Here is a 13385-nt window from a genome sequence, read left to right on the forward strand (position 1 = left end):
TAAATTTACGGGTTTTGCAAAGAGGTTCAAAATGGTGCTGAACGCTATGACATATAATCTGCAAACGCGATTTTTGACTAACGGTCGTTCTTTTCTGTTTGTCGGCGTGGCTGCAATGGCTTTGAGTGCTTGCGGAGTTACCCAAGAAGAAGGCCAGAGCAAAACACCGAATATTGACCCTGCAACCAGCAGCGCACTGGAAGATGAATTGCTGGTTGATCCTGATTTGGTTGAAGCTGGAAATGTCAACAATGCGCTTGACCCGAGTGGACCGAATAGCGGTGCTCAGCCCAGCCCGACAACTGCAGATGCAGAGGGCAGTAAAGCGGCGGCTGTGGAATCTCTCGGCAGCAAAGGACTATTAAGCGCACCGGAACCCACCATTATGTCTGGTGAGGATTGTCTGGGCTGCGAAGGCAATCGCACAGGTGTGACCTTAGGCGCACGAGCCGATATTCAGGCTGGTAAAAATGGTTCGGCTACATGTGATGCCAAGCTGAGTTACGATGCAAAATGGGCAACCCGTATGCCCCCTGCGATGAAGGTGTATCCGCGTTCCGTGGTTAAAGAGGCTGCGGGCGTCGATGGTAGCTGCAATATCCGTGCTGTGACATTTACCACAAAAGTGGCGATAAAAGACGTTGCTGATTATTATTATACCCGCGCGCGCAACAACAAATATTCTGCTGAATATCAATTGCGTGATGGTGAGCATACGCTTGGTGGTGCGCGTGACAGCGATGATGCCGCGTTTGTTATCTTTATGCGCCAGCTTGGCAACGGGCTTACAGAAGTTGATATTGTTGCCAATAAAGGCCGTTAGTCACTAAGAGCTATTAGCGCTTCAAATAAAACTTACTCAGCGTCATCATTTTGGCTGGCTTTGATGCGTTTGGTCAGATCACCTGCGTCTGCCATCCCTTTGAGATGAAGATCACGCTGCGGGAAAGGTATTTCGATATCATGTTCCTGAAACAGGTCCCAGACGCGCATCATTACATCGGCACGAACATTGCCAACGCCTTCCTGCGGGTCGTTAATCCAAGCACGAATTTCAAAATTGACGCTATTATCTCCAAATTCGAGCATCCAAACTTTTGCAGCAGGGTTGCGTAATATGCGCGGACTTTCTTCGACCGCCTTATACAGCAATTTCTGTACCAGCCGCATATCGCTCTTATAGCTGACACCAATGGGTATTTTCATACGCACATCGTTGGATGAATAGGACCAGTTTTCGACCTCTTTGGTCATCAGATCCTCATTTGGGATCAAATGCTCTTTACCATCACGGGTCAGAACGGAAACGGCGCGAACGCCGATTTTGTTGACCCAGCCAAAACTGTCACCCACCACAATGATGTCGCCCGGCTTAATAGACCGGTCCATCAACAGGATGATGCCGGCAAACAGATTACCAATGGTCTTTTGCAGACCAAAGCCTACCGCCAAGCCGAAGGCACCAGAGAAAAAGCTGAGCGCTGTCAGGTCAATGCCCAGTAAATCCATACCGATAAAGAAGGCGGCGATGACCAGAACGATCGTCGCTATCTTTTGGATTAACAGTTTTTGCCCGGCATCAAATTGGGTGGTGTTATTGATACTGTGCGTGATTACACGGCTCGCTAAGCGAACGATAGCAACCAAGATGGAAAATGTGAGCAAGATGGTGGTGATGGAAAGCAGCGAGATGCGACGCTCACCAACATCAAAGCCGACACGGTCCAGCGCCGTGGTCAATCCTGTGATACCATCAATAAAACTGGTAGCTATAGAGAAAAAGATGATCAAGCCCAGCAGCGTGCCCAGCCAGTTGGGCAACCTTATGCCGCGGACGAAATCATTTACCAACAAACCGGTGCTGATTGCCAATGTCAGGCTTAGAATGACTTCCGCTATAAGGCTCCAGCCATGCAGATAGAGGAGTGTCGCGACCAGACTGGCCTCTATGGTCCGCCGCACCATGTCGCGAATGCGATTGCGCGCTATCTCGCTTTCATATCCCGCACGCGCTTCCCACAGGGCCGCTAGCTTAGGGCCCAATGTGCGGCTCAGCATCCAACCCATGGTGATTGCCAAGATGGTAAGGCCGGCCGCAATTCCAGCCTCGGTATATTGCAATTGGCGAGGAGTCTCGCCCATCAAATCCTGAAAACGTGAGATATAGCCAGCAATCATAACGCCAGCCTAAACGCTTCCAATCCTTTGGCAAGGTCCGCTTGCAAATCAGATGGGTCTTCAAGCCCGATATTAAGCCGGACGACGTGGCGATCCTCAGGCGAATCCCCCTCGCGCGGCCATGGCGTGGCGCTACGGTTAGGGGCGGGGTCAACCGGCAGAGCCAGACTCTCAAAGCCGCCCCAGCTATACCCAATGCCGAACAGCTCTAATGCATCGATCAGAGCATTACGTGCTGCAGCGCTGCCACCTTTCATGACAAAGGAGAATAGCCCTGATGAGCCGGTAAAATCGCGCTTCCAAATATCATGGCCGGGGCAGGAGGGCAGAGCTGGGTGCAATACCCGCGCAACGTCATCCTGTGTAGCAAGCCATTGTGCGATGGATAACGCACTTTTCTGGTGCTGTTTTAACCGTACATCTAATGTGCGTAGGCCGCGCGATGCCAGATAAGCATCATCGGGCGAAACCACATGCCCCAATTGCTGTGCGGTTCTGCGCAATTTGCGATAATATTTCTCGCCAGCTGTGGCCGCGCCCAACATGACATCACTATGCCCGACAATATATTTGGTGCAGGCGTTCATGACCACGTCCACACCTTTTTCCAGCGCGGTATAAAAATGTGATGTTGCCCATGTATTGTCCAGCAAAGTCACAATATTCGGGTTTTTGGATTTCGCTGCGGCGCATATGGCCGAAATATCCTGCACTTCAAAGGTAAGACTGCCGGGTGTCTCCATCCATATGGCGCGGGTCTTATCGCAGATGAGTTCGGCAATATCGCTGCCCATCATCGGGTCAAAATAACGCGTGGTAACGCCAAGTGTCTTGAGAAGATTGTCGGCCATGGAGCGGCTGGGGTCATAGCTATTATCGCTCATCAGCAATATATCGCCCGGCTTCAGCACCGCCAGCAAAGAGCCGGCAATAGCGGCCACACCGGAAGGATAAAGGATAGTGCCATGAGCGCCCGGTTCCATCTGGGTCAGCGCTTCAGCCAATGACCATTGGGTAGGGGAGCCTCGCCGCCCATAGAAGAAACGGCCATCTTCATTTGTTTTGGGGCCAGCCTGTAAATCGGCACAACTGTCATAAAGATGCGTACTGGCGCGCCAAACAGGCGTGTTTACAACCTGGCCAGTCCATTCTTTCTTGCGCCCTGCATTGACCACTTTGGTTGCTGGAGCACTGTTCTTTGATGTACCTGAATCAGCCAATATTATTTTCCGCTAGGGCTGAACCTGTTAAAGCCCGTTTGTCAGTAAAGAGAAGCACCCTTTGACAGGCTCAGGGCTAACAGAAGCATGATACGGTCAGGCAGCAGCCTTTGGGGTATCGGCATCGGCGCCCCATTCGGCCCAACTGCCATCATAAAGAGCAGCATCGGTTTTGCCGATAAGATGCATAGCGAAAATCAAGACTGTTGCTGTCATGCCAGAGCCGCAACTGGTGATAACAGGCTGGCCAAGGTCGACGCCTGCATCTGTGAACACAGCTTTCAGTTCGTCAGCAGACTTCCATGTTCCATCAGCATTGAAAAGGCTGGAATGCGGGATGTTTAGTGATCCGGGAATATGACCGGATGCGATGCCTGGGCGTGGGTCTTCTTCTGCACCGGAAAAACGTGCTGCCGGACGTGCATCGATAACCTGTTCGTCTTTGCTGTGTAGATTGGCCAACAAATTGGCCTTAGTGCGCAGATTTTTATCATCCTGCCAAACAGTGAAATGACGGTGGCGCAATTGGGTCTTACCTTGCTCAATCGGGCGACCTTCGGCTTTCCACTTGGCAATACCGCCATCCAATATGGCAACATCATGTGCGCCAAACATTGTCAGCATGAACCAAGCGCGGGCAGAGGATTTTAGAGGGCTATCATCATAAAGCACGATGCGGCTGCCATCACCTAAGCCCAAAGATTGCATACGGCTGGCAAATTTTTCTGCAGGCGGCAGGGTGTTTTCAATGGCGCTGTTGCTATCTACTAACTCGGCCAAATCCATGAATACTGCGCCAGGTATGTGCCCTGCTTCATATTCTGCGGCCGCATCACGGCCAGCATCTGGCAGAAATTTACTGGCATCGATAATTCGCAAATCAGTAGCTTCCAATTCGCCTGCAAGCCATTCTGTAGTAACGAGCGATTCCATGGTTTTCTCCTGCCAGGATAATGATTTCATTGCATTTTGAAGTCTGATTCAAAAACGTTGTGAATCCGAACCAGTTAATAGCTATATTCATAGCCACAGGTTAGGTGTATTAAAACCCTCAGATAGCAAATGGTTCCAAAAGTTGCACATTTTGCAAATCAAATTGCAATATGTATCAAATTTACAACGAATTCAAAAAGTTGTTTGCGCGTTTGCGCAACAATTGTTGTTCATCTTCATCCTTTTTGTCCCAATTGCGATAGGGCATAGCAAGGCGCGGATTGCCTTTTAGTGTATCGATATTGCGATCAAGAAAGTCCCAATACAGCGCGTTGAAGGGGCAGCTATCATCATCGGTGCGGGTCTTCACATTGTAACGACAATGTCCGCAATAATCACTCATCCGGTTAATATAGGCGCCACTAGAGGCGTAGGGTTTGCTCGCCAATATCCCGCCATCGGCATATTGGCTCATGCCCACGACATTGGGTGCTTCCACCCATTCATAAGCATCGACATAAACTTCCAAATACCATTGATGCACCTGATGGGGGTCAACACCTACCAGCATGGCGAAATTGCCGGTAATCATAAGCCTTTGAATATGATGGGCATAACCATGGTCCAGCGTCTGGCCTATCGCTTGTGACACACAGTGCATATCGGTGTCGCCAGTATAATAAAAATCGGGCAAGTCGCGCTGCGCATTTAAATGGTTGCGCCGTGTATAGTCCGGGCCTTCCCGCCAATAAATCCCGCGCACATATTCGCGCCAACCGATTATCTGACGGATAAAGCCCTCGGCAGCGTTTAGCGGAGCTTTACCGTCGCGGTAACGCGCTTCAACATCACGGCACAGATCAACCGGGTCCAGCAGGCCAAGATTGATGTAGGGCGACAATATGGAGTGCCATAGAAAAGGCGCATCCGTGACCATAGCGTCTTGATAATCGCCAAAATCGGCCAGTGCATTGTCCAGGAAATTACGCTTTTGCCGCATCGCCTCTTCATGCGTCACGGCAAAATGAAAATTATCCAGCGTGCCGGGATGATCAGCAAAATTCTCTTCGACCAAAGACAATATTTGCTGGGTTATGTCATCTGCCTGAAAGCGGATTGGCCTCGGCGTTAACAGATCGCCGCCATCACCGATTGGGGGCGGCTTGCGATTTTCGTTGTCATAATTCCATTTTCCGCCCTCTGGCTTGCCATCATCATCCAATAAGATGCCTGTCTTGCGGCGCATTTCACGATAGAAAAATTCCATGCGCAGCTGCTTCTTGCCCTCTGCCCAATTGGCAAATTCATCATGGCTACACAAAAACCTGTCATCAGGGCAGATGGTGACCTTTTGGTCAAAGCGCTCGCCCCAATTCTCCATTTCGGCCATGACACGCCATTCTCCGGCCTCGGTTACGCGAATATTGTCAATATCGTATCGCTCCAGCGCGCGGGCAATTTCACCAGTAAAACTGCCGCTATTGCCTTCATCTTTCAGCTTCACATAGTCGACCTGCCATCCACGCTCGCACAATGCATCTGCATGGTGACGCATAGCGGACAATATTAATGCAATTTTGGCTTTATGGTGCCGCACATAGCTGGTCTCGTCTGCCAGCTCCATCATCAGGATGATACAATTGTCAGGGTCTTGGTCGGCCAGAGAACTAATCGATAAGAACAATTGATCGCCCAAAAGGGGGATGAGAGTTTTTGCAGGCATTTGGGTCTCAATATGGTGGCGATAAATGATGATGCGATAAATTACACGGGCGATAACAATATGCGCCATTAACGGTCCGGTCCGCTATTATATCCCCGTGCATGAGAATATTGCAGTGATGACAGCGCGGCTGATGCTGTTTATGGGGAGGGAATGACCAAAGAAAATGACAATAACCGCTCTCAATCACCCGGTTCGCGCCAAGCGACACCGCAGTTTTTGGGGCAAGACAGTGCTTTGCCACAAGCGCCTGAAGATGCAGTGCTGGACTATGTGCCCAATCCGCGGCCAGGCTCTCTCTATCTTGTTCGCTTTGCAGCTCCGGAATTTACTTCGCTGTGCCCAGTTACTGCGCAGCCCGATTTTGCGCATCTGGTCATCGATTATGCGCCGGATAAAACGATTGTTGAATCCAAATCGCTCAAGCTGTTCTTTGGCAGCTTTCGCAACCATCAGGCTTTTCATGAAGATTGCACGGTCGGTATTGGCCAAAGACTGTTTGATGAAATGAAACCAAAGTGGCTGCGTATTGGTGGCTATTGGTATCCGCGTGGCGGCATCCCTATCGATATTTTCTGGCAATCAAGTGCGCCGCCAGAGGGGTTGTGGTTGCCTGATCAGGGAGTGGCACCCTATCGCGGCCGAGGATAATTCCTCCTCTAAGGATCAATATAGCTGCTAATCAACCATATGTTCTTCTCTTGATCTTTTTTTGTTCCATGCTATGAAAGTGGAACATTATGAGAATGAAGGGGAGATTCTTATGAATATGGTTATGGCTCCAAAACCTGCAAATTGGCGCAGTTTTGATAGGTTTTCAGGCAATCAGACGGCGGTGTCGGTCGGTCTTGTCTGCGAATCTCCTGACATGGCGACTCTTATTACAGAAGATATCATCGCCGTTCACGGAACATCTGCGCCCAGCACGCCTCTATCTGCCCATATTGATATTGTTGGCATGGGTTGGGATGTGCTTGTTCTGCAATGTGATGAACATAGTCATATCGCGCAGCAATTGTTGGAAAAGCTGGCTCTACAACCTCTAATAAACCGGCCAGTGATTATTTTGCAGATCAGCATTGAGGCATTGGATGATATTTTCCCAGTGGCCGAATCGCTGGAGGCGGATATTCTCATCGGTGATGTTCGCGCAGAGCGCATCGCTGCATTGCTCAGCACCAGAAGGCGCAGCAATCTGGCGGAACAGGATGAAGACACTGCCTTTATGTTGCGCCGCCTTACCGAACAGATGGATGGTTTCGCCAAGCAGTTGGAGCGTCTTTCATCATCTGGCAGCACCGGAAGTAATGAAAGAGGACGGGCCAGCGATACGCGGCTTGCTAGCCCCAAAGATGGCTTTCGTGGTAAGAAAGATGATACCCCATGGTTGATAAATGACGGCAAGACAGGTCATTTTTCCGCTAATGATGTCAGGCGAATTATATCCGCACGGCGCCGGCGGGATAATATTTTTGGCGATGATTTGTTTGCTGACCCAGCATGGGATATTTTGCTCGATCTTTATGCAGCCTTTCTGGAAGAGCGTCAGGTCGCGGTTTCCAGCCTGTGCATTGCGGCTGCCGTACCTCCGACAACAGCTCTGCGTTGGCTGAAATTGATGACCAAATCGGGCTGGTTGGAGCGAGAGGCCGACCCTATCGATCGCCGCCGCGTCTATATGCGTCTTTCGGCTAAGGCTCTAAAAACCATGCAAAGTTATCTTGATAATATTGCTTTAGATGACGCCTCACTCCTCTAAGCCTAGCAGCATAAACACGAATAAATGTGGTTTGGGTAAAAACTGGTCTTGATTTTGTTGGCGGATGGCGTATTTAGCCGCTTCTCCAATGGAAATGGGCGATTAGCTCAGTTGGTAGAGCATCTCGTTTACACCGAGAGGGTCGGCAGTTCGAGCCTGTCATCGCCCACCATTTCCAAACCCCCTTATATCTTAAGTTTCGGCCCTTATCGTCAATCAGAACTGTCTTAGTCTCTATTGGCAGTGTACAGCGAATGGACAGCACACCATTGATCGGGTTTGTCTAGCACCTTTGGATAATTTATTGGTTATGAACCGGCCAATGTATCTTCCATCATGGCCGCAGCGCGCGGACCGTTCCAGTTCATTCCGCCCAACATGCGCCATACTTCTATGCCTTGCGAATCATATAAAATTGTCGTGGGCATGATTCCTGTAGCGAGAGCAAAGTTCAGACCATTTTCAGGGTCAATATAAGGTTTCAGCTTGGTAAATTCCGCCTTTTCAAAAAAGGGCAAAACCTTCGCATTGCCTTCCAGATCTTGCGATACGACCAGAACATTTAACCGATCATCTTTTTCGGCCAGCGCATCAAGGGTCGGCATTTCCGCAACGCATGGCGCGCACCATGTTGCCCATAGATTGACCAGCAAGGGCTTGCCCTTAAAATCAGCCAGCGACACTGCGCTGCCATCAGGCGCAGCAAAAACGGCCTCTGGGGCCGCTGTGCCACGCTTTGATATATCCAATTTCCCACTAAATGCAGGGTGCGGTGGCGGACCGTCATCAGCAGCAACTGCGCTTTCGCTATTTGTGGCCACATCCGCATCTTGCCCTGTGTCAGAGGATTGCGTATCGCAGCTAGCAAGCATCAGTGCGGCCGCTGCGATAGACAGGACAGGCAAAGCAGAGGAAAATCGAGAAACCATGGGTAAAAACTCCAATAATATGTCAGCCAATAATATGTGGGGCGGTCGTTTTGCGGGCGGCCCAGCGGCTATAATGCAAGAGATAAATGCTTCCATACCCTTCGACAAGGCACTTTGGCGACAAGATATTACAGGATCGCTAGCGCATGTCGCGATGTTGGGCAAATGTGCAATTATTTCTACCGAAGATATGGCAGCTATAACTGACGGCCTGAACCAGATTGCCGAAGAGTTTGAGCGTGACGGCATTACCGAAGACTTGGCACTGGAAGATGTGCATATGCATGTTGAAGCGCGGCTGAGAGAGATTGTTGGTGATGTGGCCGGTCGGCTGCACACAGCGCGCTCACGCAACGACCAGGTAGCGACCGATTTCCGCCTTTGGGTGCGCGATGCCATTGCATCAGTGGATGCGGCATTGCTGCAGTTTCAGCATATATTGTTGCGCCGTGCAGAAGAGCATCATGACAGCATCATGCCGGGCTTTACCCATTTGCAGACCGCGCAGCCTGTGACATTGGGCCATCATTTGCTGGCCTATTTTGAGATGATATCGCGGGACCGTCAGCGCTTTGCCGATGCGTATATGCGGACCAATCAGAGCCCTTTGGGAGCCGCGGCCCTTGCCGGAACTGGCTTTCCTATAGACCGTCATATGACCAGTGAAGCCCTGGGCTTTGATGCACCCATGGCCAATTCCCTTGATGCCGTGTCGGACCGTGACTTTGCTCTGGATTTCTTAACTGCTGCATGCCAATGCGCCTTGCACCTTTCGCGGCTTGCCGAAGAAATTATCCTCTGGGCCAGCCAACCTTTTGGATTTCTGCAATTGCCGGACAGTTTTTCGACCGGTTCTTCCATCATGCCGCAAAAGCGCAACCCAGATGCCGCCGAGCTTGTGCGCTCTCATGCAGGCAGAATTATTGGCTGCCAAAATGCCCTAATGATCAGCATGAAGGGGCTTCCCTTGGCGTATTCCAAGGATATGCAGAATGACAAACCGCCAGTATTTGAGGCAGAAAAACTCCTAGGCCTTTGCATTGCAGCGATGACAGGCTTGGTCGATGAAGCGGTGTTTGTTCCTGCCGCAATGCGCAGTGCCGCAGAACAAGGCTATGCCAGCGCCACCGATTTGGCTGATTGGCTGGTGCGTCAAGCGGACATTCCATTCCGTGAAGCACATCATATTACCGGCGCTATTGTCCGTATGGCAGAAGAGCAGTCTGTGCCGCTCGATCAATTGGCTCTAGCGGATATGCAAGCGGTTGATTCGCGTATTGATGAGCGCATTTTTGATGCTCTGTCGCTCGATGCATCTGTACGCAGCCGAAACAGCTATGGCGGAACCGCACCTGATCAGGTAATGCAGCAAATTCAAGCGGCGCAGCAGCGTCTCGCAGATTAAGCCCCATATTGGAGGGAACGGTAATGGCATCTAAACCATATATATCTGTCATGGCTTTGCTATGTGCTGTGCCGTTACTGGCGTCATGCGGCAATTCCAAACCCTTGGTCGCTAAGGCTGGCGATAGTTTGCCGCCTGCGCCTTATGCTGCGAGGGAAACGCCGGATTCAACCAGATTGCTGGAAACATCAACGCAAGCACGGCCCGACAGGAGCGTAGAACTGCGCCGTCGTTCCGAAGTGCGTGAAGATGATGAATTCGACATGCCGCCAGAATAATTTTCGTACAGCGATTATCTCTTAAAACAATCAAATTACGAGCCACGCTATGGACTTTTTTCAATTAAAAGGCGGCATCATCCATGCCGAAAACCTGCCATTGACCGTATTGGCAGAGACATATGGAACGCCCTGCTATATCTATTCGGCCGGAACGCTGCGCCGCCATGCGCGTGTGTTTCGTGAAGGCTTATCTGCTTTACCAAAAGTGCATTGCGCGTTTGCCGTAAAGGCCAACCCGAATCTGGCGATTTTGCGTATCTTGGCAAAAGAAGGCTATGGCGCAGATGTTGTGTCTGGTGGTGAGTTGGCGCGCGCATTGGCCGCAGGCATGGCCGCAGAAGATATTGTTTTTTCCGGCGTTGGTAAAACGGCTGCAGAAATGCGTGATGGCCTTAAGGCTGATATTGGCCAGTTTAATATTGAGTCGATTGAAGAGGGCCATGAACTGGCGGCCATAGCTGCAGAAATGGGCAAGTGCCCTGCGGTTACGCTGCGCATCAATCCGGATGTTGATGCCGCGACCCACGCCAAAATCTCCACTGGCAAGGCAGAGAATAAATTTGGCGTCGCCATTGACCATGCCGCGGATATTTTCGCTGAACTGGCGGGGCACTCCTCTCTGAATATGCGCGGTGTTGCGGTGCATATTGGCAGTCAATTGCTCTCACTCAATCCGTTAAAGATGGCCTTTGAACGGGTCGGTAATCTGGTGCAGCAATTGCGTGAACGCGGCTTGACCATCAGCCATGTTGACCTAGGCGGCGGCATCGGTGTGCCGTATAAAGACGGTGAAGTGCCGCCAAGTCCGGCAGAATATGGCGCTATGGTGGCAGATGTAACCCGCAATTGGGATGTGACGTTGATGTTTGAGCCTGGCCGAGTGATTGCCGGTAATGCTGGTGTTATGCTGACCCGTGTCATTCGTGTGAAACAAGGCCATGGCGACCCGTTCGTGGTGGTCGATGGCGCTATGAATGATTTGGCGCGTCCGGCACTATATGATGCCTATCATGATTTTGTCCCGGTACAGCCTGATGGCACCAATATGATGGCCAATATTGTCGGTCCTATTTGCGAAACCGGGGACACATTTGCACGCAATAGGCCCATAGGCGCGGTCAAGGCTGGTGATCTGGCAATTTTCCGCACCGCAGGGGCATATGGGGCCACAATGGCCAGCACCTATAATAGCCGCGCCTTGGTGCCGGAAATATTGGTAGATGGCGATCAACATGCTTTGGTCGCGGACCGGATTGACCCCGCTACAATTATGGCAGCGGAGCGCTTGCCGGATTGGCTGGATTAAGCGAAAGTCTCACTCATGCGCAGCTTTCCGATCTTTTTGGAGCTTCAGGCCCAGCCTGTTATCTTGATAGGTGAGGGGCCTGCTGCGGATGCAAAACGGCGTCTTTATCAGCGTGCAGGGGCTATCATTGTTGGCGAATTCCACCCCTGCTCAAAGATTGTAGTGATAGCGGAAGAAGATGATGACGCGGCACATGCCGCCGTTGCGCGGTGCAGAGCCCGCGGATTGCTCATCAATGTCGTTGACCGTCCGGCACTATGTGATTTTACCACTCCCGCTATTGTTGATCGCAACCCGGTGACTATTGCCATAGGAACTGGCGGGGCCTCTGCAGGTCTGGCCAAGGCGCTGCGTCAGCGATTGGAAGCGCTATTGCCAGAAACTTTGGGCGCATTGGCGAAAGGTCTGTTCGCTGCACGGCCCGCTATTAAAGACACTTGGCCGGATGGTCGTGAGCGGCGGCAAGCCATTGATGCTGCGCTTCAACCCGGCGGACCGCTCGACCCTTTTGGTGATATAAAAAACGATGCAGTTAATGACTGGCTGGCAGAAGGCGGGGATAAGCGCCAAATCGGAATTGAACAGATTGATTTGGCCAGCAATGACCCTGATGATCTGACATTAAAGCAAGCACGACTGTTAGCCAGTGCTGATTATGTTATAACAATTGGCAGTGTCGGTGCGGCTATTATGGCGCGGATAAGGGCTGATGCCGATATATTGCCCGGCCCAGATCATGGCCATGACCGCGATCATGACCTTCCCGCTGACGCTCTGATTATTCGCCTGACTGCGGCCGCAACAGAAAATTGAGGCGTGAGGAAGCAATCAGTTTGCGCCTGTCCATTTGCCAAGCAAAACTCTCTACATTGGCAACGCGCTGTCCCAATCTGGTGACTTGCCCTAGGGCATAAGTTGTATGTTCACGGCCGCCGCGCATAAAGTCGATAGTAATGTTGACCGGTTTCATCTGGTCGGCGCGTCCGGCATTGGCCAGAACCACCCGCAACGCAGAAAATGCGGCCATTTCCAGCAGCCCCGACAATGCGCCACCATGCACAAACCCCGGACGGCCCATAACGCCATTGTTAAAATCATAACAAATAACAGGCAGATCATCTTCAAAGCCATGGATGCGCATACCCATATGATGCGCAAATGGTGGTAATTGGCGGGCTATTGCTTCGACATTGCTATATTCCGTGGTCATGCCGTTACATCCATATTGATAAAAGTTCCTGCAACATGGGCGATGGGGTCATCCAAATCACCATGATGGGCTATGCCGCGCACAAATGCGATTGATCGTTTGATTTGGTAACATTCGCCGCGCCCGTACACGATTTTATTGGGTTCTGCTGCACGCATATAGTCGACGCGCAGATCAAGCGTGACTTGTGGCCGGAATTTACCCAGTCTTGCCCAAACGGAAAGGCTAGTGGCGTTGTCCATCATGCTGATGATGGGCCCCGATGCTAATATACCGGTCGACTCATCACCGACCAACTCTTTGCGCCAAGGCAGGGCCAATTCCACCCAGTCATCGCCATGGTCATGATATCCGAAGCCGATATGGCCGCCATGACCATGGCTTGAAATGGCTTCTATCCATTGCTTTGGGTTAAAATTTTCCGTGTCGGCCATGCCGATA

General features: G+C 51.1%; 14 protein-coding genes and 1 tRNA gene. 8 read left to right on the forward strand and 7 right to left on the reverse strand.

Features of this window, described 5'->3' with window-relative positions; translation table 11 throughout:
* The first annotated feature begins 46 nt into the window (after window positions 1-46).
* Complete coding sequence (locus ACR9YC_RS04030) at window positions 47-823, forward strand: hypothetical protein (RefSeq protein WP_438730197.1); 777 nt, start codon at window positions 47-49, stop codon at window positions 821-823.
* 32 nt (window positions 824-855) lie between these two features.
* On the opposite strand, the gene ACR9YC_RS04035 is transcribed toward ACR9YC_RS04030, so the two are convergent.
* The 4 genes from ACR9YC_RS04035 to ACR9YC_RS04050 all read right to left on the reverse strand — a co-directional run bounded on the left by ACR9YC_RS04035 (window position 856) and on the right by ACR9YC_RS04050 (window position 6054).
* Entirely contained in the window at window positions 856-2178 is a 1323-nt protein-coding gene (locus ACR9YC_RS04035) for a mechanosensitive ion channel family protein (protein WP_438730200.1), read from the reverse strand.
* Complete coding sequence (metC, locus tag ACR9YC_RS04040; protein WP_438731590.1) at window positions 2175-3401, reverse strand: cystathionine beta-lyase; 1227 nt, start codon at window positions 3399-3401, stop codon at window positions 2175-2177. The genes ACR9YC_RS04035 and metC overlap by 4 nt, the downstream gene beginning before the upstream one ends.
* A gap of 93 nt (window positions 3402-3494) precedes the next feature.
* On the reverse strand, window positions 3495-4331 hold the full coding sequence (gene sseA, locus ACR9YC_RS04045; RefSeq protein WP_438730203.1) for a 3-mercaptopyruvate sulfurtransferase: 837 nt from the start codon (window positions 4329-4331) through the stop codon (window positions 3495-3497).
* 181 nt (window positions 4332-4512) lie between these two features.
* Window positions 4513-6054, reverse strand: coding sequence for a cryptochrome/photolyase family protein (locus ACR9YC_RS04050; protein WP_438731592.1), 1542 nt, complete (start codon window positions 6052-6054; stop codon window positions 4513-4515).
* A gap of 153 nt (window positions 6055-6207) precedes the next feature.
* Here ACR9YC_RS04050 and queF point away from each other — a divergent pair, with 153 nt between their 5' ends.
* The 3 genes from queF (at window position 6208) to ACR9YC_RS04065 (ending at window position 7985) form a co-directional block, all read left to right on the forward strand.
* Window positions 6208-6705, forward strand: a complete 498-nt coding sequence (queF, locus tag ACR9YC_RS04055; protein WP_438730205.1) for a preQ(1) synthase — start codon at window positions 6208-6210, stop codon at window positions 6703-6705.
* Between the two features lie 112 nt (window positions 6706-6817).
* Window positions 6818-7813 (forward strand): winged helix DNA-binding protein, encoded by a 996-nt coding sequence (locus tag ACR9YC_RS04060; RefSeq protein ID WP_438730208.1) that lies wholly within the window; start codon window positions 6818-6820, stop codon window positions 7811-7813.
* Window positions 7814-7909: 96 nt separating this feature from the next.
* Window positions 7910-7985, forward strand: a tRNA-Val gene (locus ACR9YC_RS04065).
* A 136-nt stretch (window positions 7986-8121) separates the two neighbouring features.
* On the opposite strand, the gene ACR9YC_RS04070 is transcribed toward ACR9YC_RS04065, so the two are convergent.
* Window positions 8122-8742, reverse strand: a complete 621-nt coding sequence (locus ACR9YC_RS04070) for a TlpA family protein disulfide reductase (protein ID WP_438730211.1) — start codon at window positions 8740-8742, stop codon at window positions 8122-8124.
* Here ACR9YC_RS04070 and argH point away from each other — a divergent pair.
* From argH to ACR9YC_RS04090, 4 genes are read left to right on the forward strand one after another with little or no spacing between them, the layout of a single operon-like run.
* Entirely contained in the window at window positions 8741-10147 is a 1407-nt protein-coding gene (gene argH / locus ACR9YC_RS04075) for an argininosuccinate lyase (protein WP_438730213.1), read from the forward strand. The genes ACR9YC_RS04070 and argH overlap by 2 nt on opposite strands.
* 23 nt (window positions 10148-10170) lie before the next feature.
* Window positions 10171-10425 carry a hypothetical protein gene (locus tag ACR9YC_RS04080; RefSeq protein WP_438730216.1) on the forward strand — a complete coding sequence of 85 codons (255 nt, stop codon included), beginning with the start codon at window positions 10171-10173 and terminating at the stop codon, window positions 10423-10425.
* Between the two features lie 49 nt (window positions 10426-10474).
* Window positions 10475-11734, forward strand: coding sequence for a diaminopimelate decarboxylase (gene lysA / locus ACR9YC_RS04085; RefSeq protein WP_438730219.1), 1260 nt, complete (start codon window positions 10475-10477; stop codon window positions 11732-11734).
* A 15-nt stretch (window positions 11735-11749) separates the two neighbouring features.
* Complete coding sequence (locus ACR9YC_RS04090; RefSeq protein WP_438730221.1) at window positions 11750-12547, forward strand: siroheme synthase; 798 nt, start codon at window positions 11750-11752, stop codon at window positions 12545-12547.
* Here the strand turns inward: ACR9YC_RS04090 and ACR9YC_RS04095 are convergent.
* Window positions 12513-12944, reverse strand: coding sequence for a PaaI family thioesterase (locus ACR9YC_RS04095; protein WP_438730224.1), 432 nt, complete (start codon window positions 12942-12944; stop codon window positions 12513-12515). The two genes, ACR9YC_RS04090 and ACR9YC_RS04095, sit on opposite strands and share 35 nt — an antisense overlap.
* Entirely contained in the window at window positions 12941-13378 is a 438-nt protein-coding gene (locus ACR9YC_RS04100) for a PaaI family thioesterase (protein ID WP_438730226.1), read from the reverse strand. The genes ACR9YC_RS04095 and ACR9YC_RS04100 overlap by 4 nt, the downstream gene beginning before the upstream one ends.
* Window positions 13379-13385 lie beyond the last annotated feature (7 nt).

Origin of the sequence: Parasphingorhabdus sp. DH2-15, from assembly GCF_051668705.1 — a bacterium.
Lineage (GTDB): Bacteria > Pseudomonadota > Alphaproteobacteria > Sphingomonadales > Sphingomonadaceae > Alterisphingorhabdus.